Origin of the sequence: Cupriavidus necator N-1 (assembly GCF_000219215.1) — a bacterium.
GTDB lineage: Bacteria > Pseudomonadota > Gammaproteobacteria > Burkholderiales > Burkholderiaceae > Cupriavidus > Cupriavidus necator.
Genome location: NC_015723.1, coordinates 23437 through 43558, shown reverse-complemented (window position 1 = coordinate 43558; position 20122 = coordinate 23437). Strand labels below are relative to the sequence as shown.

Here is a 20122-nt window from a genome sequence, read left to right as displayed (position 1 = left end):
CTCCCTCGCCAGCGCCTGTGCTGCAACGCACGTACCCGCATTGCAGCGCCTGCGCCGCGGCAATAACGCCCTTTCCCCGTGCTCCCTCTGCGCCAGCCTGCCATGGCGCGATCGATGACGACACCAGCTGGCGGCAATGGCATGCGTACCCGTTTCTGCGTGCCCTGGCCCATCGCCATTCCACGTTCGGCAGCGCACGTAGCCCGATTGCGCCACACCACGCAGAAACGATAGCTTTGCAGGAAAGCGGATTCACGCCGGCACACGGTGATGCGTGAACCCACGGCGACCCATGGCATCACAGCCAGTCGCAGGCTGACGCCGGCGCCTTCCGGGCAGAAGAGCCGTGCAATGGACACACCGATATGGATGCATCGAGCGGTTCCCGCCAGCCAGAGCCTGTGGGCCATGCGGGTAGCAGTGACAATGGCAGCGGTGGTGTTGCAGGAGTTCCGGGCATGACAGCCCCGCGCTCCCTGCGCCTGCTATCCCTTTCGCGCCGCCAGAAGATCGTGCTGATGATGACGGTCGACCTGCTGGCCCTGCCCCTGTGCTTCGCGCTGGCCCTGCTGCTGCGCTCCGGCAATCAGGAGCTGATCGTCCAGTACGGCCTGCTGCCGCCGCTGTTCATCGCGGCGTGCACGATCCCGGTGTTTTCGTTCAGCGGCCTGTACCGGACCGTGCTGCGCTACATCGACCTCAAGGTGCTGTGGGCCGCCGGCATCAGCATGGCAGCCATGGTCGGGCTGACCTACGCCGTGTCCTTTCTCATGAATGACAGCCGGCTGCCGCGCGCCGGCCTGCTGATCTACTGGTTCATCGCCTTCGCCTACGTCGTGATCTCGCGCTTCCTGATCCGCGCCATGCTGCGGCGCACTGAGCTGTGGCGCAGCGCCCGCGGGCGCCCGACCCGGCGCGTGGGCATCTTTGGCGCCGGCGAGGCCGGCTTCCAGCTCGCCAACGCCATGCGCGCCAGCGTCGACCATGAGGCCGTGTGCTTCTTCGACGACGACCTTTCGCTGGACAACCACACCTTCACCGACCTGCCGGTGTTCCATACCTCGCGCATGCGGGAGCAGCTGCAGCGGCTGGGCATCGACGAAGTGGTGCTGGCGGTGCCTTCGCTGTCGCCGGACCGGCGCAAGCGCATCCTGGACAAGCTGCATCGATACGCCGTGAGCGTGCGCACCCTGCCCACGCTGCTCGAGCTGGTGGACCGCAAGATCACCATGCAGTCGATCCGCGAGGTCAAGGTCGAGGACCTGCTTGGCCGGCCAGCCGTGCCGCCGCGCGAGGCGCTGTTCGCCAAGTGCACGCACCGCAAGGTCGTCATGGTGACCGGCGCGGGCGGCTCCATCGGCAGCGAGCTGTGCCGCCAGGTTGCCACGCAGCAGCCGCGCAAGCTGATCCTGTTCGACCATTCCGAATGGGCGCTGTACATGGTGGAGCAGGACCTGCGCCGGAACTTCCCCGGGGTGCCATTGCTGGCGCGCATCGGCTCGGTGTGCGACGCCAATGCCGTGGCCGCCGCCATGCAGGGCCAGCAGGTCGATACCATCTATCACGCCGCGGCCTACAAGCACGTGCCCCTGGTCGAGAGCAACATGCCCGAGGGCATTCGCAACAACGTACTGGGCTCGCTCACCATCGCCAACATGGCTGACCGCTTCGGCGTGCAGACCTGTGTGCTGATCTCGACCGACAAGGCCGTCCGCCCCACCAACGTGATGGGCGCGAGCAAGCGCATCGCGGAGCTGATCTTCCAGGCCGCGGCGGCACGGCCCGGCACCCGCACGGTCTTCGCGATGGTCCGCTTCGGCAATGTGCTGGGGTCTTCCGGCTCCGTGGTTCCCCTGTTTCGCAGCCAGATTGAAGCGGGCGGGCCGATCACGATCACACACCCCGATGTCATCCGCTTCTTCATGCTGATCCCCGAAGCCTCGCAGCTGGTGATCCAGGCGGGCGCGATGGCCCGCGGCGGCGAGGTGTTCGTGCTGGACATGGGGCAGCCGGTGCGGATCGTGGATCTGGCCCGGACCATGATCGAGATGGCCGGGCTGGTGGAGCGCACCCCCAAGAACCCGAACGGGGACATCGAGGTCAAGTTCGTCGGCCTGCGCCCGGGCGAGAAGCTCTACGAGGAGCTGCTGATCGGCGGCAATGTCACGCCCAGCGACCACGAACGCATCATGTGCTCCCAGGAGCCAAGCCTGGAGGAGGCGGAGCTGCGGGAGATGCTGACCCGGCTCTACGCGGCCTGCGACGCCCGCGACGAACTGAAGATCCAGACGATGGTGCAGGCGATCGTGCCGGAATACGCCCCGTATACCTCGCTCGACGACGCCAGCCGCAAGCCGGTGCCTGCCGCCGTGCCCGCCGAAAGCGGCCAGGCCATCCAGGACACGCCGGACGACGCCAGGGTGCCGCGCCAGGTCGTGCTGCGCCGGGTCGCGTCCCACGCGCTGGGCCAGCCCGAGCTGGCCAGCGAAGCGAAGCCGGTGTCGCTCTCGAGCCCGGGCAAGCTCTGATTCGCCATCCCCCGAGCGCTGCTTGCCAGACACGACAGCCGCCTCAAAGGGCGGCTGTCGTTCGTCATCCGTGCCCCGGCCCTGCCGGGCCTACCGTCGATAGGCAGGGAAGTATCCGCTCAGATCCTCAAGCACCGAGGGCGTGCCGTCGCACAGCGCCAGGTACTTGCCGGGATCCACTACCACCCGCTGCGTGCGGAATACATGGGTGTCCGGCGAAAACCCGCGCTTGAAGCGGAACAGCGAATCCTCGGCCGAGCCGCCGAGGCCACCGCCGAGGTGGTAATAGCGGTGGCCCTGCTCCCGTCCCCACTGCCGGATAGCGTGCAGCATGATCTTGCTGGGCTGACGGTGCCGGTAGCGTGCGTCGATACCCATCAAGTGGCCCTGCAGAATGCCGGTGCCGTCAGACACCGTGACGGTCGCCCCGCCGATGATGACGCCATCCTCCTCCGCCACGAACAGCCGCAGCCGGTCGCCGAGCTCCCGGGCCAGGGTGTAGTGGTAAGCGTCGTCGAAGAAGTAGTAGTCGGAAGCACGCAGCCGGTCCATCGACGCGTTGTAGAGACGGATGAAATGCGGCAGCGTTTCCAGCGTCTCGTCCAGCCGCACCGTGACCCCCGCGCGCATGGCCTTGGAGATCTCCAGCCTGTGCCCGTGCGAGGTGTCGTGCCAATGCTCGGCCTCGCTCTTGGAGAGGTCGATCGAGATCGTCATGCCATGATCGATCAGCGTGCCGACGGCGCTGCGCCATGGCGCGTTGACAATCGGATTCAGCCGGATGAAGCATGAAACACAGCCGCGCCCGCGCAGCAGTTCCAGGGCCTCGGACAAGGCGGTGTCAATGAACGCGTCCGGCGCGTCGTCGCTGACGAGCGGGCCGGCAAACCCGTAGGGCGAACTTGCATCCCAGTCCTTGCCGTTGATGTCGCGGTTCAGCAGCGGCACGAACAGTTCATGGCCGTCATCCATGACGTGGATGGCAAACGCCTTGCCACTGCCTTCATGTTGCGCCGCCCGCAGCCATCCCGGCATATGGTGGCTGTCGTGCCGGCAACGCTGCAGCACGTCGAGCCACTCGGCGCTGGAGGTCTCCAGCAGATTGATCTTCATCATCGTCGGTCCTCGTCGGAAGTATCGGGATTTGCGGCAATGCTGGCGGCGATCTGCAAGATGATCTCGCCGAGGCGCCCGATGTCGTGCAGGCCGTAGCGGTAGTCGGCATGAAGGACCAGTATGCGCCCGCACAGGCGGTGGTTGTCCTCGGGGACGCCGGGCCAGGTCATGGGCCAGAGCACCGCCGGATAGACATCCGCGCCGATCAGCCGTTGCCGGACGCGCTCGCGCTGCGGCGCATCGGCGCACAGCAGGATGCCAAAGGCCGGCGTTTCCCGCCATTGCATGCCGGCGGGCAGGGCGGCGTGCGGGCCGGCGAAACAGCGGGCCAGCAGCGCCAGGTTCTCCTGCCGCCGCTGCCGCATCCAGCCAAGATCGACGGCCGGCGCCAGCACGCGCGTCAGCGCCGATGGCCCGGAGATTTCGGCATCGCTGCGCAGATTGCCCTCGGCCTCGGCGGCCAGCGCCAGGTAGGCCGCCTTGGCGACCTGCGCGCCGGCCAGGTACGCCGCCTTCATCGCCATGGCTGCGGCCATGCTGGCGGCGGCGCGCACATGTGCCGGCGTGGGCGCAAGCGAACGTGCAAACGGCTGCCCGGGCGGCGGCCGCACCAGTCCCCCGTCGGGCACCGGCAGGGTCTTGCGCAGCGACGCAAACACATAGTCCGGCGCCCGCGCGTAGGACCAGGTGGCGAGCAGGTCGTGGGAGCGGTCGAGCAGGACGCTGCCGCCCTGCACCTCCACCTCGGCCTGCAGGCCAAAGTATTCCGGAACGATCGCGGCCTCGTCGTCGCCCAGCGCAAGCTGCGCCGGGCCGCCGAACGGAGCATGCAGATACATGCGCACGTCGATGTCGCGGGCGATGTCGTCCAGCACCGCATGGCAGTAGTAGCTGGGCGCATAGAGCCGCCGCCATCCGTGCGAGCGCCCGTGCGCCACCATCGCGCGCAGCGCATCGCGGCCGGTGCCGGTCAGCAGGTCGCCCGGGCGCAGCCAGGCCTCACCGCCCAGGGGGACGGCGGGGTCGAGCGGGAAGAATGAGCCGAATTCCGTGGCAGATTTCATGGGTGCCGTCCAGCGCGCTCAATGAGAACTTCATACGACGGCCATGCGCTGTGATGCCGGCGCCGATGGGGGACCTGCCCTGACGTGTCTCTCTCACTCCAAAACCCGACGGAGATGACCCGCCTTCCCGTTGCCGGATCCGGGTCGATGCTGCGCCAGTATTCGCCGGTCGCTCCCGTCCAGAGCATGACGCGGCTTCGCAACGCGCCCTGCAAGTCTTCGACGGCGTCGCGCGGGTCGAACAGCAGCGCCACCGGCACCAGCAATGCAACGGCCGCGCCGACGTGCAGAAAGCCAACCGGCCGCCAGCGCCACAGGGTCACCCCGGCAACGGCAAACCCGACCCCCAGCCCGATGAGCGACTCACCGATCGTATGGTGAAAATCCGTCACCAGCACCACGGGCATGAACAAGGCCAGCCCCACCCCAGTCGCCAGTCCGAGCCATGCCATCTGCCTGCCCAGCACGGAACCCAGCAGCATCAGCAGCACCGGGTATACCGCTGCGGTCAGCATGGCGTGCCCGCTGACGCTGTAGACGCCGATGGTCGGAAGGGACCAGCCGGCGTAGCTGAACGCGGACTTGGCCGCTATCAGCAATGCGCCGCCGACGCCGAACGATACCGCCCAGCGCAGCGCGCGCCAGCCTTGCCCGGCCACGACGAAGCAGACCGCGACCCAGGCCACCAGCGGCAATGCCACGCGGCTTTCGCCGAAATAGAGGTAGTGGTTCCACAGGAAAGTCGCCATCAAGCCGCCACGCGCGTTGCCTGTTGCATCACGCTGCGCACCACCTGCCCGGTCATGCGCACTTCATCATCCGTGAGCGTGGGATGCACAAGGAACATCAGGCTGGTCTCGCCCAGCGCGCGCGCTGCCGGCAGCCGTGCAGGCGGGCGCAATCCGGTGCCGTCGAAGGCCTTCTCGAGGTAGACCTCGGCACAGATGCCCGCATAACAGGGCACGCCGGCGGCATTGATGGCAGCCATGATGCTGTCGCGGCTCCAGCCCTCGGCGAGGCCCCTGGGCTGCACGAACGCATAGAACTTGTACCAGGCATGCTCGATCCCGGCGGGCGGCAGCGGCACGTGCAGGGCATCGCAAGCACCAAGCGCATCTGCCAGCGCCATGGCGTTGGCGGTGCGCCGTTCGTGCCAGTCAGCCATGCGCCGCAACTGGATGCGGCCGATCGCGGCCTGCATCTCGGTCATGCGCCAGTTGGTGCCGAAGGCGTCGTGGACCCAGCGGAAGCCTGGTGGATGCGCGCGGCCATGCATGGCCTCCCAGCTCTTGCCGTGATCCTTGTATGACCACATGTGCGACCACAGCTCGCGATCGTCGGTGGTGACCATGCCTCCCTCGCCCCCTGTGGTCATGATCTTGTCCTGGCAGAAGGACCAGGCCCCGATATGGCCGATGGTGCCGACCATGCGTCCCTTGTAGACGGCGCCGTGCGCCTGCGCGCAGTCCTCGATCACCTTGAAGCCGTGCTCGCGCGCCAGCGCCATGATGGGGTCCATGTCGCACGGCATACCGGCCAGGTGCACGCAGATGACGGCGCGCGTGCGCGGCGTCAGCGCGGCCGCGATGGTGTGGGCGCTGAGGTTGCCGCTGTCCGGATCGACGTCCGCGAACACCGGCTTCGCCCCCGCATTGACGACGCACGAAACGCTGGCCAGGAAGGTGCGGGGCGCGACGACCACCTCGTCGCCCGGCCCGATGTCCAGCGCATGCAGCGCCACATCGAGCGCCAGCGTTCCGTTCGCCAGGGTGACGGCGTACTCGGCGCCGCACCATGCCGCGAACTCCTTTTCGAAGTCGCGGCACTCGGTGCCGGTCCAGTAGTTGACACGGTTCGAGAGCAGCACGCGCTGCACTGCCTGCGCCTCTTCGCGGCTGAAGCTGGGCCAGGGCGAGAATCCGGTATCGAGCATTGGCAATTCCCCAAGGGTTGCGGTGCGGGCCACGGCGCCCATGGCGTCTATGGCGCCTCCTTGCTCCCGCAGAAGCGGGTCGCCGAGACTTCGCCGGCGGCACTGATGTCTTCCTTGGCCAGCACCGTGCCGATGGTTCGCCACAGGATCCTGAGATCGAGCCAGAACGACTGGTGATCCACGTACCAGACGTCCAGCCGGAACTTCTCCTCCCAGCTCAGCGAATTGCGCCCGTTGACCTGCGCCCAGCCCGTGATGCCCGGCAGGACCAGCAGCCGCCGCGCCTGTTCTGGCGAGTAGAGGGGCAGGTAGAACGTGGGCAGCGGGCGCGGCCCGACCAGGCTCATCTCGCCCTTCAGGACGCACCAGAGCTCCGGCAGTTCGTCGATGCTGGTGCGCCGGATCATCCAGCCGAACGGCGTGATCCGTTGCGCGTCGGGCAGCAGTTCGCCATCGGGACCGCGCTCATCCGTCATGGTGCGGAACTTGATGACTTCGAAGGGCTTGCCATCGAGGCCTGCCCGCGTCTGCCGGAAGAAGACCGGACCGCCAAGCTTCCAGCGAACCAGCCCCATCACGACCAGCAAGGGCAGCGCCAGCACCACCAGCGCCACCGACGTGAGGACAACATCCAGAACGCGCTTCATGATCGATTCCCGCCGCCTGTGCCATGTACAGGAGATATGAAATCCGATTCGCCCGCCCCTGTGAACCACCCGAGCGCGCGGGAACGTGTCGTACACCACAGAACCTCGCCGGCCGTCATGGCGCAGGGGGCAAGCGCCTGCGTTCGACGCCGAACAGATGCCGCGCTCCGGCAGCGGTAGCGTGCCTGGGACCGCATCAACCATGCCGAGGAGACAGGATGGACCAGAGCCAATCCGGAAAGCCAGCCGGGCCAATGCGGATCACCCTGCTCATCACCTGCCTGCAGATGGGGGGCGCGGAACAGCAGGTGGCCGCGCTCGCGCGCCAGTACCTGTCGCTGGGACACGCGGTCTCAGTGATCAGCCTGATGCCGGGCTGCGAGGTGAAGCTTCCGGAAGGCGTCGAGACCCTGATGCTGGCGATACGCAAGACCCCGCTGGCATTGCTGGCCACCCTCATGCAGGTCCGGCGGTTCGTGCTGCGCTGGCGCCCCGACGTCATCCATGCCCACTTGGTTCACGCCAACCTGGTCGCGCGCCTGCTGACACGCGTGTGCCCGGTCCCCGCCACGATCTGCACGGCGCACAACTACATGGAGGGCGGCACCTGGCGCATGCTGGCGTACCGCCTCACCGACCGCTGGGCCGATCTCACCACCCAGGTCAGCAACGAAGGCCGGCAGCGCATGATCGAGGTGCGGGCGGCCCCCGAGACGCGCATCATCTACATGCCCAACGGCTTCGATACCACCCGCTACCGGCCCAGCGCTGAACAGCGCGCCGCCACCCGTGCCGGGCTCGGCCTGGGCCCGGGCGACCGGTTCGTCCTCAACGTTGGCCGGCTGGTGCCGGACAAGGCCCAGGCCGACCTCATCGATGCCTTCGCGCAGGCGTGCCCCGGGCCCGGCACGGTGCTGATGATCGCTGGCGACGGGCCGCTGCGCGATGCCCTGGCGCAGCGCATCGCACAGCACGGGCTGAGCGGGCGCGTGCGTCTGCTGGGCCAGCGGGCGGACGTGCCGGCGCTGCTGAATGCGGCGGATCTGTTCGTGCTGTCGTCCCTGATCGAAGGGATGCCGCTGGTCGTGGGCGAAGCGCTGGCGTGCGGATGCCCGGTGGTCGCCACGGATGCCTCGGGCGTCCCGGCCATGCTCGGCACCATCGGCACCCTGGTCCCTCGTGGCGATACCGCGGCATTGGCGCGCGCCATTCGCGACGCGGTCGCGCACGGGCGCGGTGAGCCTGTCGACGAAGCGGCGCGGCACCAGCATATCGCGGCGGCATTCAACATCGAGGTCATTGCCCGCGAGTGGCTGCGCCTGTATGCAAGGCTCGCCAGCGCCGGCGCGGCGCCACACGTGGAGGCCACCGATGCGGCCGCGCGCTACCAGTAGCCCGGGCCGGCACCAGGACGCCGACGCGACGGAGGCGCCGGCGATCTGCTTCCTGACCGGCACGCTGAACGTATTCGGCGGGGCCGAGCGCATGGCCGCCACGGTGGCGAACGAGCTGGCGCGGCGCGGCCACGACATCCACATCCTCAGCCTGTGCGATCCCCGCAGCTGCTTCCGGCTCGATCCGGCGGTCCGGCACGACGCCCTGTTCGATCGGCGCCCTTCCTTCCGTTCGCAATTCCTGCCCACCATCGCGCGCCTGCGGCGCTACCTCCGGCAGCACAAGATTGCGGTGCTGGTGGAAGTCGACCCCTTGCTGACGCTGTTCACCCTGCCGGCATGCCTGGGGCTGGGCATGCGCCGCATTGCCTGGGAGCATTGCAACTTCGACCAGGACCTGGGCCTGCCGCTGCGCAGCATCGCGCGCCGCCTCGCCGCACGCACCTGCGAGCGGATCGTGGTGCTGACCGAGCTGGACCGCGAGAAATGGGTACGCAGCCTGCATTGCACCAATATCGACGTCATCCCCAATATCCTGACCTTCCCCATCCCCGCCGAGCCGGCTGCGCGCACGTCCCGCACCGCTGTTGCCGTGGGGCGCCTGGCCGACGTCAAAGGCTTCGACGTGCTGCTGCAAGCGTGGGTGCCCATCGCCACGACGTTTCCGGACTGGCGGCTGCGGATCGTGGGCAACGGCGAGTTGCTCGAATCCCTGACACAGCTGCGCGACCGGCTCTGCCTGCAGGACTGCGTACACATCGAACCGGCACGCAGCGATATCGAGTCGGTGTACCGCGACGCCTCTCTCTTGTGCCTCAGTTCCCGCTTTGAAGGCTTTTCGCTGGTGTTGCTGGAGGCGATGGCATATGGCCTGCCGGTGGTCGCCACCAACTGCGAGACCGGGGTGAAGGCCATGCTCACTCACGGAGAAAACGCCCAGCTCAGTCCGGTCGACGACCCCGCCGCGCTGGCGCGTGGGATCGCGGCGGTCATCACCAGTCCCGAACTGGCGGCCCGCCTGTCCGAAGCGGGCCGCCGTCACGCACAAAGGTTCACGCCGGGCGAAATCGGCACGCACTGGGAACGCCTGCTGTCCGGCACATCCGGAGAAACCACCACCAGCGAAATCGGCATGGCATGACGCGGGCCACCACTGCCGCACGGCTGCGGGCTTGTGTACGTCAAGACACGAACCGCCGCGCACGGCACGCCGCCCGCGCACGATAATTTCAACGAGTCTGCCTTTCCATGCCGACGACGACAGGCTCGACTACTCGGAAGATCACGGTCATGGAACTCAGTCACGCACAAGTCGCCATCATAGGGCTGGGCTATGTCGGCCTGCCGCTCGCGGTGGAGTTCGGCAAGCAGCAGCCCGTGCTGGGCTTCGACGTCAATGCCGCACGCATCGAAGCACTGCGCGCCGGCCACGACGCCACGCTGGAGGTCAGCCCGGACGAGCTGCGCAGCGCGCACCACCTGCGCTACAGCAACGATCCCGAAGCGCTGAGGGACTGCCAGGTCTTTATCGTGACCGTGCCCACACCGGTGGACCGGGCCAAGCGCCCCGACCTGACGCCGCTGATCCTGGCGAGCGAGACCGTGGGCAGGGCGATGGCGCCGGGCGCCGTGGTGATCTACGAATCGACCGTCTACCCGGGCGCCACCGAGGAAATCTGCGTGCCGGTGCTGGAGAGGCACAGCGGCCTGAAGTTCAACGTGGACTTCTTCTGCGGCTACAGCCCGGAGCGCATCAACCCCGGCGACAAGGAGCACCGGCTGCCGGATATCCGCAAGGTCACCAGCGGCAGCACGCCCGAGGCGAGCGAGGCCATCGACAAGCTCTACGGCAGGATCATCGTGGCCGGCACGCACCGCGCCAGCAGCATCCGCGTGGCGGAGGCGGCCAAGGTCATCGAGAACACCCAGCGCGATGTCAACATCGCGCTGATGAACGAACTCAGCCTGCTGTTCCACAAGCTGGGCATCGACACGCTCGAAGTGCTGCGGGCCGCCGGCACCAAGTGGAATTTCCTGCCGTTCCGCCCGGGCCTGGTCGGCGGGCACTGCATCGGGGTCGATCCCTACTATCTGACGCACAAGGCGCAGGAGGTCGGCTATCACCCGCAGGTCATCCTGGCAGGCCGGCGCATCAACGACAAGATGGCGATCCACGTTGCCGACGAGGTGGTGAAGCTGATGCTGCGCCGGGGCATTCCGGTGCTCGACAGCCGCGTGCTGGTGCTCGGCCTGACGTTCAAGGAGAACTGCCCGGACGTGCGCAACACCAAGGCCGTGGACATCGTGACCACGCTGCGCAGCTACAACGCTCAGGTCGATGTCTACGACCCGTGGATCAATATCGAAGACGCCGAGCACGAATACGGCCTGTCCTGCCTGCGCGAGGCCCCGCGCAACGACCAGTACGACGCCATCGTGCTGGCGGTCGCGCACCACCAGTTCGTCACCATGGGCGTGCGGGCGATCAAGGCCCTCGGCAAGGCGCATGCGGTGCTGTTCGACGTCAAGGGCATCCTGCCGAGGAGCGAAATCGACGCACGCCTGTAGCCGCCTTGCGGTCACGCACGGAAAACCCGCCGGAAGCGGCGCAACGGAACCACCGTCCCCATGCAAGAGAACGCCTACGCGCACCTCAAGGCCCGCCTGGCCGCCACGCCGCGCACGTGGCTTGTCACCGGCGTCGCCGGATTCATCGGCAGCAACCTGCTGGAAACGCTGTTGCGCCTCGACCAGCGCGTGGTCGGCCTGGACAACTTCTCCACCGGGCACCGCCGCAACCTCATCGAGGTCGAGGCGCTGGTGTCGCCGCGGCAGTGGGCCAATTTCCGCTTTATCGAAGGCGATATCCGCAACCTCGAGCACTGCCGCAGCGCCATGCGCTTTTGCGCGCCCGGGCGCGAGGGCGCAGCCAACGGCCTGTACCCGGTGGACTTCGTGCTGCACCAGGCGGCACTCGGCTCCGTGCCGCGCAGCCTGGAAGACCCAATCGCGACTCACAGCGTCAATATCAGCGGATTCCTGAACCTGCTGGTCGCCGCCCGCGACGCGCAGGTCAGTACCTTCGTCTATGCGGCGAGCAGCAGCACCTACGGCGACCACCCGGGCCTGCCGAAAGTGGAAGACCGCATCGGCAAGCCGCTGAGCCCCTACGCGGTCACCAAGTACGCCAACGAGCTGTATGCCGACGTCTTCCACCGATGCTACGGCGTGCATGCCACTGGGCTGCGCTACTTCAACGTGTTCGGGCCGCGCCAGGATCCCAATGGTGCCTATGCGGCGGTGATTCCCAAATGGATCGCAGCCCTGCTACGGCACGAGGCCGTCTACATCAACGGCGACGGAGAAACCAGCCGCGATTTCTGCTACGTCGCGAACGCCGTGCAGGCCAACCTGCTCGCCGCCGCCAGCGACCACTGCGAGGGGGACAGCCAGGTCTACAACGTGGCGGTCGGCGACCGCACCACGTTGGCCACATTGTTCGAGCTGCTTCGCGACGGGCTGCGGCCCTACGGCGTCGCCGCCGGCACCGAGCCGGTCTATCGCGGCTTCCGGGCCGGAGACGTGCGCCACAGCCAGGCCGACATCGGCAAGGCACAACGCCTGCTGGGATACCTGCCCACCCACCGCGTCCGCGACGGGCTGGCTGAGGCGATGCCTTGGTACGTGCAGATGCAGCAGGCACTGAACGCCTGAGCACAACCGGGACATAGCCATGTGCGGATTTGCAGGATTTCTTGGCGGCTTGCCCGCCACCCTCGCCGACCGGGCGGACTTGCTCGCCGACATGGCCAACCAGATCCGCCACCGCGGACCGGACCATGGCGACACCTGGTGCGATCCGGACCAGCCGTTCGGGCTGGCCCACCGCCGCCTGGCGATCGTCGATCTGTCCGCGGCCGGACACCAGCCCATGACCGCCGCCAGCGGCCGCCATGTCATTGCCTTCAACGGCGAGATCTACAACCACCTGGACATCCGCGCCGAGCTGGAGCGTGCCGGCGTCGCGCCCCGGTGGCGCGGCCACTCCGACACCGAAACGCTGCTTGCCGGCATCGACGCCTGGGGCGCCGAGGCCACGGTCCGGCGCGCCGTGGGCATGTTTGCGTTTGCGCTGTGGGACCGGCGGACCTGCACGCTGACACTGGCGCGCGACCGGCTCGGCGAAAAGCCGCTCTACTACGGCTGGCAGGCAACCGGCAGGGGCCGTGCCTTCCTGTTCGGGTCGGAACTCAAGGCGCTGCGCCCGCACCCGGCGTTCGAGGGCCGCATCAACCGCGACGCGCTGTGCCTGTATATGCGCCACAACAATGTGAGCGGCAGCCATTCGATCTACCACAATGTCGCCAAGCTGCCGCCGGCGCATCTGCTGACGGTCTCGCTGGGGGCGCCTGAGCCCGTGCTGCGGCCCTACTGGTCCGGTGCCGAGGCCGCGCTTGACGGCGTTCAGCATCCTTTCGCCGGGAGCCCGGACGAAGCCGTGGACCAGCTGGAGATGCTGTTGCGTGATGCGGTAAGCCGCCAGATGATGGCGGACGTCCCGCTCGGTGCCTTCCTGTCCGGCGGGATCGATTCCTCGACGGTGGTGGCATTGATGCAGTCGCAATCGTCGCAGCCTATCCGCACCTTCTCCATTGGCTTTCATAATTCCGACTACAGCGAAGCCCCACACGCGAAGGCGGTGGCGCGGCATCTTGGCACGAGCCATACCGAGCTGTACGTCACGCCCGAACATGCGATGGCGGTCATCCCCGGCCTGCCCCGGATCTACGACGAACCATTCGCCGACTCTTCGCAGATTCCGACGCTGCTGGTCAGCGAGCTGGCGCGGCGGCATGTCACCGTTTCGCTTTCCGGCGACGCGGGCGACGAACTGTTCGGCGGCTATAACCGCTACCAGATCACGGCCGAGTTGTGGCCCCGGCTCTCGCGCATTCCCGCCCCGCTACGGGCAGCTGCGGCATGGAGCCTGACACGATGCCCGCCAGACCGCATCAACCGGATCGCAGCTGCGTTCCCCGTCGCCTCGCGCTGGGCCAATGTGGGCGAGAAGATCCACAAGGGCGCCGGCGTCATGGCGGCGCGCTCGTCGGCCGAGCTGTACCGCGGCATGGTGTCCCACTGGCCCCACCCGGAGATGCTCGTCGTCGGCGGCGCGGAGGCGGCCACGGTGCTGGACGGCAGCGCGCAGGCCTTCAGCGCCTTGACCGACGTGGAGCGGATGATGGCGCTGGACATGCTGAGCTACCTGCCCAACGACATCCTGGCCAAGGTCGACCGCGCAGCCATGCATCACAGCCTTGAGACCCGCATACCGTTCCTCGACCACCGCGTGGTCGAATTCGCGTGGCGCCTGCCGCTGGCGTACAAGTTGCGCAGGGAAGCACGGGGCTATACCACCAAATGGGTGCTGCGCCAGGTGCTGGACCGCTATGTGCCGCGCACGCTGATCGAGCGGCCCAAGATGGGCTTCGGCATTCCGATCGACGCGTGGCTGCGCGGGCCGCTGCGCGACTGGGCCGAGGACCTGATCGATCCCCGGCGCCTGCGGCGCGAGGGCTACCTGAACCCGGAGCCGATACGCAAGCGCTGGGCCGAGCATCTTTCCGGGCGGCGCAACTGGCAGCATCAGCTCTGGTGCGTGCTGATGTTCCAGGCATGGCTCGCGCACCAGACCGCACAGGAAAGGAGTCCCGCATGCGTTTCCTGATGATCGCCAGCTATGCCGAGTCACTGATCGCGTTTCGCGGCCCGCTCATCGCAGCGCTGCAGCAAAAGGGCCTGGAGGTGCATATCGCCGCGCCCGACCTGCCAGCGGGGCACCAGGTGCGCGCCGCGCTGGAATCGCGTGGCGTGGTCGTGCATCACGTCCCGCTCCAGCGTACCGGGATGAACCCGCTGGCCGACGCGCGCACGCTGCTCGCCCTGCATCGGCTGATGCGGCGGGTCAGGCCCGCCTGCGTGATGAGCTACACCATCAAGCCGGTGATCTACGGCATGCTGGCGGGCTGGCTGGCGCGCGTGCCGCGCCGCTTCGCGCTGATCACCGGGCTGGGCTATGCCTTTCGCGAGGACAGCGGCAGAAGCCGGCTGCGCGCGGTGGTGCAGCGGCTCTACGCGCTGGCGCTCAGCCGCGCCCATACGACCTTTTTCCAGAATCCCGATGACGAGGCGCTGTTCCGCCGCGCGGAAATCCTGCCGGCCGGCAAGCGTTCGTGCATTGTCAATGGTTCCGGCGTGGACGTGGCGAGCTTCGAGGTCGCGCCCCTGCCCGACGACGGCCCGCGCTTCCTGCTGATCGCCCGCCTGCTGGGCGACAAGGGCGTGCGCGAGTATGCCGAGGCCGCGCGAAGAATCCGGGCGCGGGGCGCCGGTGCGCGCTTCAGCCTGGTGGGCTGGATCGATGCCAGCCCCGACGCCATCGCCCAGGACGAGCTGGACGCATGGGTCGCGGACGGAACCGTCGACTTCCTCGGCCGCCTGTCCGACGTGCGCCCCGCCATTGCCGGCTGCAACGTCTACGTGCTGCCTTCCTACGGTGAAGGCACGCCGCGCTCTGTGCTGGAAGCCATGGCGATGGGCCGTCCCATCATCACCACCGATGCGCCAGGCTGCCGCGAGACGGTGGTTGACGGCGACAACGGCCTGCTGGTGCCGGTCAAGTCCGTGGGCGCGCTGGAGCAGGCCATGATGCAGCTGATCGAGGACTGGGAGCAAGTCGTGCGCATGGGCCAGCGCTCGCGCCAGATCGCCGAGTCCAAGTACGACGTGCGCAAGGTCAACGCCGTGATGCTGCGCGAGATGGGTTTCGAGTAGGCAGCGGCAGGCGCAAGGCGCGGGCGGCGCGCGACACGATCCTGTGCCACAGCACGCCGCCATTGAAACCATGGCGCTTGCCGTCCACCACGACGCGCCCGCCCCACGCCGACAAGGTGTGCAAGCCGTGCGGGTTGACACGATCCCCCGCCGGGCTGATGACCCCCACCGTCTCCTCCCGATAGAACTCGGGCGTGCAGTGCACGATGCGGTTGACGGCGATGGCCTGCCCGTAGGCGGTCTTGCAGACCTGCGCCACGCGCAGCAGCCCGTCTGCTTCCCGCATGACCGAGCCGGCCGCGCGCGCCGAGCCGTGGTCGAACTTGACCGGGTTCTGCGGGTGCGGCTGCCAGGGGCCGAGCAGGTTATCCGCATAGCACAGGCATACGTTGTCGAACTGCCCCATCGCGACGTCGGTGTACAACAGCCAGAAACGGCCTTCATGCGCGAAGATGGTCGGGTCGACCGCGGCCACGTCCTCCAGCAGCACCGCGACCTGCTGCCAGCGCCCGCCTTCCTCCTGCCGGTTCAGCACGCAGCGCCGGCTCTGCGAAGACTCCGCCACGCAGTACAGCGCCCCGTCATGGCGAAACAGATACGGGAACGACAGGTGCCCCGGCAGCCCGAGATCGACCTGTCCCGCGCTGGACGGCGCCTCGTGCGCGTCCAGCTTGAGCCTGACGATGCGGCCAATGTTCTGCCGCAAGTCGACTTCCTCGCAATAGATCTCGTCCGGACTGCCGGGCACGCCGAAAGGATCGGCCCAGCAGTACGACGGCATGCGAGTGCCGAGCCAGCGCACCGGCAGGCGCTGCGCGCGCACGGCGTCGGCAAACGCCATCTCGACGATGCCCACCATCCATTCCTCCACCAGCACGAATCCCTTGAGCTGGATGATGGCGTGACTGCCGAGGGCGCGCAGGCGCCAGAGCAGGCGCCGCCATGCCGGCACGCGGCCATGGCACCCCGTCCACGCCTGGCGCCCCGACAGTCCACCCAGGGCGCGGATCTCGCGCAGGGCGCCGTCAAGCAGCGACGCACCCATGACGGCAAGCCGTTCGGGGCGAACCTTCTCGCAGGGTTCGGCATAGCCGGACGCGGTATCGACCATGACCGCATGCGAGGGCGTCCAGGCCACCAGGTGCAGGCGGATGCCGGCACCGCTGGCGTGGGTCTCCAGGCCGTGGTGCGGGTCGCCCGGGGCAAGGCCGCGCGCGTCGCACAGGCGCCACACGCCCTCTGCGGCGTGGCGGCTCCAGCCGGTATCGAGCCTGCCGGTCAGGTCGACGATGGCGGTCACCGGCCCGCCCGCCTGCAGCGCCTTCGCCCGATCGGCAGTGCCGCTCGCTTCCTCCAGCGCGTTCATGGCGCCAAGCGCGCGCTCGACCACTCGGCACGTGCCCGAGGCTTGCAGACGCTGCACCACCAACCGCTCCCAGCCTGCGGGCTCGGTTGTAGTGACCATGATGACCAGGCTCTCCCGCGCGGCGGTCTCTGGCAACAGACAGGACATGTCTTCCTCCCTGGCGATCGGGTGCAATGGCTCCTGGTATTTGGCGCCGGGATGCAGCGCCCCGACATTAGCCTTAGGGCGGAGCCGCAATCATCCTTCGGTAGGTAGCCGGCCTGTGGTGACGCCGGCTGCCGTGCGCGAGTGTTGGAAAAGCCGGCATGTGTGTGCCCCCGTACGGATCACCCGTTTGCGTCGCGGTAGCTTGCCAGTGCCGACCCGGTGCGCATTGCCGGCACCCGTGTCGACAGGACGGCAGGACCGTGCTGGATGTTTCAAACGGTGTGTGTGTCCTCGTACGGATAAGCCATGTGCATCGATCTAGATTGCATTCGTCGACTTGTGCGCATGCCGGGCACCGGTATCGACGCGACGGGCAGACCGTGCGGACCTCGCCAGGCACCCCCTTCCTGCCCTTTTTCTGGCCCCTTCCGGCCTCAGTGCAGCGCCTAACACTTCCCGGAAATCATGATGAAAAGCACGCTGGATCCGGCAGAGACAACCGCGGCGGTAGTCGTCGGCGGCGAACTCGGCGGGCTTGGATTAGTGCGGTCATTGGCGGGCAAGGGGATTCCCGTCCTCCTGGCAGACACCGGGCACACCACGCCGGCGTCCTGGTCCCGCCATGCGCGCCGGCACATCATTCGAAGCCTGGTCGGGCGCGAATTCACCGAAGACCTGATTGCGCTGGCCCGGCGTCTCGGCCAGCGGCCCGTCCTGTTCCTGACCGACGAGGATGCCGTGCACAGCGTCTCGGAAAACCGGGATGAGCTGTCGGAATGGTTCCGGTTCTGCGTGCCGCCGGCGCAAGGCGTGCGCATGCTCAGCAGCAAGTCGGCCTTCCATTGCTTTGCCGAAGAGAACGGCTTCCCGGTGCCGCGCACGGTCATCATGAACGGACAACTCGACGTGCCCCTGCTGTCCGGCCTGCGCTATCCCGCCGTGATCAAGCCCGACGACAAGCGCCAGGCCCTGACCGGGGACAAGGAGCGCGCAATCCGCGTGCAATCGCTTGCCGAGGGACAAGCCCACGCCCGCGCCATGCTGCGCACCCCTGGCGGCATCGTAGCGCAGGAATGGATCGAAGGCCCGCAGAGCAATATCCATTTCACGCTCTTCTACCGCGGCATGGATGGCAAGGCCGCGGCGGTGTTCACGGGCAGGAAGCTCGCCTGCTGGCCGCCGGAAATCGGCAGCACCGCCGTCTGCGTTGCGGCCCCCGAAGCCAGCGAGGAACTGGAGCCGATCACGCTGGCCTTCGCCGAGCGCGCCAGCTTCTACGGCATGGGCAGCATGGAATACAAGTGGGACGAGATCCACCGGCGCTTCGTGATGATCGAGCCGACCGTCGGGCGGATCGACTGGCAGGAGGAGATCGCCACGCTGTGCGGGGTCAATATCCCGCTGGCGGCCTACCGGCATGAACTGGGCCTGCCCGACCTGCCGGCGGCCACGCCCCCGCCCGGCGGCGCGGTCTGGCGCGCGACCTTCCTCCGTTCCGCGCCGCGCAGCCTGATGCCCCACGGCGCGCGAATTTTCGACGGTTATTTCCGTTGGGATGACCCGCTGCCTGCCATCCAACACTACTGCCTGAGCATGCCGCTCGACCGCTTCCTGCTGCACTGGAGCGGCTGGTTTCCTTCCACGCGCCGCGACCAGGTCCAACAGGAACAGCAATGATCTCGACCACAGACACTGCGATTATCGGGGCTGGCCCGTATGGACTGTCGATCTCGGCCCACCTCAGCGACGCCGGCGTGCCCCACCAGGTGCTGGGGGAACCCATGCTGGCCTGGCGCAATTTCATGCCGCCCGGGATGCTGATGCGATCGGAGGCCTTCGCCTCCGACTTGTACGCGCCCCACGCCGGCTACCGGCTGGAGGATTACTGCCGCCTCATGCACCTGCCCTATGCCCCCATCGGCATGCGCCTGCCGCTTGAACGGTTTGTCGAGTACGGGCTCTGGTTCCAGTCGCAGCTCGTTGGCCACGTCCGCCCGGTGGACGTCACGGAGTTGCGCCGCCAGGACGACGGCTTCCTCCTGTCCCTGAGCGACGGGAGCGCCCTGGCCGCACGGCGCGTGGTGGTCGCCCTCGGGCTCAAGGGGTTCGAGCAGACGCCGAAGGTGCTGCAGGGGCTGCCCAGGCCGCATGTGCTGCACTCAGGTGAGATCGGCAACCTGGCATGGGCCCGGGGCAAGCGCATCGTGATCGTCGGCGGCGGGCAGTCGGCGCTTGGCCTGGCGGCACTGTTCAACGAACTGGGCGCCCATGTCCGTGTGCTGGTCCGGGGCGGCATCATTTCCTGGAACGAAGATCCGGAGGTCGGACGCAGCCTGCTGTCGCGCATGCTGCGTCCCGAGGGCGGGCTGGCCCAGGGCTGGTATCCCTATGTCCTGTCTGAGTTCCCGTACCTGTTCCGGGGTGTCGGGCAGCGAACGCGCAAGCGCATCGCCGAGGCCTCGTTCGGCCCCTCCGGGGCGTGGTGGCTGCGTGACCGGGTGGCCGGCAAGATCGAGCTCCGGATGAACACCACGGTCCGGCACGTCGCGATCCGCAACGACGAGGTGGTGCTGGAGGTAAGCGGTGAGAACGGACCGGCAACCATCACCGGCGACCACGTCGTCGCCGCCACCGGGTTCAAGGTCGACCTGGCCAGGCATGCCTTCCTGTCGCCGGAAATCGTCAGCGCGCTGTCGCTCGTCGATGGCTGGTCGGACGTGTCGCGCAACTTCGAATCCGCCATGCCGGGACTCTATATCACCGGACCGGCGTCGGCGCTGAGCTTTGGGCCGGTACTGCGCTTTGTCTATGGCGCCAAGTATGCCGCGCCCCGCATCGCGCGGCATATCAGCCGGTGCCACGCCGCGGAAGGCGGCAGCCGTGCCTTCGATGCGCCCGCCGTGCCGCAGCCCCTGGCCGAGAGCCGCACCGGGGTCTTGCCGCATCCTCCGGCGGCGGCGTTCCAGGAGGCGAAAAGCCCCGCCGATTAGCACTCTGCGCCTGCAGGCGGTACATCGCCAGCCGAGGCCGGCGTGCGGCGGTGACGGAAGCAACAGGCGCAGACCCACGACTATCAGACCGGCCACCAGCCGG

General features: G+C 67.8%; 15 protein-coding genes. 9 read left to right on the top strand and 6 right to left on the bottom strand.

All coding sequences use genetic code 11. The features are described 5' to 3' along the window. The first annotated feature begins 458 nt into the window (after positions 1-458). The gene (locus CNE_RS18275; RefSeq protein ID WP_013951757.1) at positions 459-2528 is read left to right on the top strand and encodes a polysaccharide biosynthesis protein; all 2070 of its coding nucleotides are present in this window, start codon (positions 459-461) and stop codon (positions 2526-2528) included. Between the two features lie 90 nt (positions 2529-2618). Here CNE_RS18275 and CNE_RS18270 read toward each other — a convergent pair whose 3' ends face one another. Genes CNE_RS18270 through CNE_RS18250 form a run of 5 tightly spaced genes read right to left on the bottom strand, consistent with a single transcriptional unit; the run spans position 2619 to position 7288 of the window. Beyond that, on the bottom strand, positions 2619-3644 hold the full coding sequence (locus tag CNE_RS18270; RefSeq protein WP_013951756.1) for a GNAT family N-acetyltransferase: 1026 nt from the start codon (positions 3642-3644) through the stop codon (positions 2619-2621). After that, positions 3641-4708, bottom strand: a complete 1068-nt coding sequence (locus CNE_RS18265) for a hypothetical protein (RefSeq protein ID WP_013951755.1) — start codon at positions 4706-4708, stop codon at positions 3641-3643. The genes CNE_RS18270 and CNE_RS18265 overlap by 4 nt, the downstream gene beginning before the upstream one ends. After that, positions 4705-5457 (bottom strand): phosphatase, encoded by a 753-nt coding sequence (locus CNE_RS18260; RefSeq protein WP_013951754.1) that lies wholly within the window; start codon positions 5455-5457, stop codon positions 4705-4707. The genes CNE_RS18265 and CNE_RS18260 overlap by 4 nt, the downstream gene beginning before the upstream one ends. Beyond that, positions 5457-6641: a DegT/DnrJ/EryC1/StrS family aminotransferase gene (locus tag CNE_RS18255; RefSeq protein ID WP_013951753.1), complete on the bottom strand. Its 1185-nt coding sequence runs from the start codon at positions 6639-6641 to the stop codon at positions 5457-5459. The genes CNE_RS18260 and CNE_RS18255 overlap by 1 nt, the downstream gene beginning before the upstream one ends. Before the next feature lie 47 nt (positions 6642-6688). After that, the gene (locus CNE_RS18250) at positions 6689-7288 is read right to left on the bottom strand and encodes a sugar transferase (RefSeq protein ID WP_013951752.1); all 600 of its coding nucleotides are present in this window, start codon (positions 7286-7288) and stop codon (positions 6689-6691) included. Between the two features lie 218 nt (positions 7289-7506). On the opposite strand from CNE_RS18250, the gene CNE_RS18245 reads away from it, so the two are divergent. The 6 genes from CNE_RS18245 to CNE_RS18220 all read left to right on the top strand — a co-directional run bounded on the left by CNE_RS18245 (position 7507) and on the right by CNE_RS18220 (position 15516). Further along, positions 7507-8682: a glycosyltransferase gene (locus tag CNE_RS18245; RefSeq protein ID WP_013951751.1), complete on the top strand. Its 1176-nt coding sequence runs from the start codon at positions 7507-7509 to the stop codon at positions 8680-8682. Then, a complete protein-coding gene (locus CNE_RS18240; protein ID WP_041228497.1) occupies positions 8660-9823 on the top strand; it encodes a glycosyltransferase family 4 protein in 1164 nt (387 codons plus the stop codon). The genes CNE_RS18245 and CNE_RS18240 overlap by 23 nt, the downstream gene beginning before the upstream one ends. Before the next feature lie 149 nt (positions 9824-9972). After that, positions 9973-11250 carry a nucleotide sugar dehydrogenase gene (locus CNE_RS18235; RefSeq protein ID WP_041228496.1) on the top strand — a complete coding sequence of 426 codons (1278 nt, stop codon included), beginning with the start codon at positions 9973-9975 and terminating at the stop codon, positions 11248-11250. Between the two features lie 60 nt (positions 11251-11310). After that, positions 11311-12396, top strand: a complete 1086-nt coding sequence (locus tag CNE_RS18230) for an NAD-dependent epimerase/dehydratase family protein (RefSeq protein WP_013951748.1) — start codon at positions 11311-11313, stop codon at positions 12394-12396. 19 nt (positions 12397-12415) lie between these two features. Further along, complete coding sequence (asnB, locus tag CNE_RS18225; protein WP_013951747.1) at positions 12416-14410, top strand: asparagine synthase (glutamine-hydrolyzing); 1995 nt, start codon at positions 12416-12418, stop codon at positions 14408-14410. Further along, positions 14398-15516 carry a glycosyltransferase family 4 protein gene (locus CNE_RS18220; protein ID WP_013951746.1) on the top strand — a complete coding sequence of 373 codons (1119 nt, stop codon included), beginning with the start codon at positions 14398-14400 and terminating at the stop codon, positions 15514-15516. The genes asnB and CNE_RS18220 overlap by 13 nt, the downstream gene beginning before the upstream one ends. On the opposite strand, the gene CNE_RS18215 is transcribed toward CNE_RS18220, so the two are convergent. Further along, positions 15479-17029, bottom strand: coding sequence for a glucosamine inositolphosphorylceramide transferase family protein (locus CNE_RS18215; protein WP_238553109.1), 1551 nt, complete (start codon positions 17027-17029; stop codon positions 15479-15481). The genes CNE_RS18220 and CNE_RS18215 overlap by 38 nt on opposite strands. Before the next feature lie 465 nt (positions 17030-17494). Here CNE_RS18215 and CNE_RS18210 point away from each other — a divergent pair, with 465 nt between their 5' ends. Both CNE_RS18210 and CNE_RS18205 read left to right on the top strand, forming a co-directional pair. Continuing rightward, complete coding sequence (locus tag CNE_RS18210) at positions 17495-18706, top strand: carboxylate--amine ligase (RefSeq protein WP_013951744.1); 1212 nt, start codon at positions 17495-17497, stop codon at positions 18704-18706. Then, complete coding sequence (locus CNE_RS18205; RefSeq protein ID WP_013951743.1) at positions 18703-20019, top strand: NAD(P)-binding domain-containing protein; 1317 nt, start codon at positions 18703-18705, stop codon at positions 20017-20019. Before CNE_RS18210 ends, CNE_RS18205 begins: the two co-directional genes overlap by 4 nt. Positions 20020-20122: the final 103 nt, after the last annotated feature.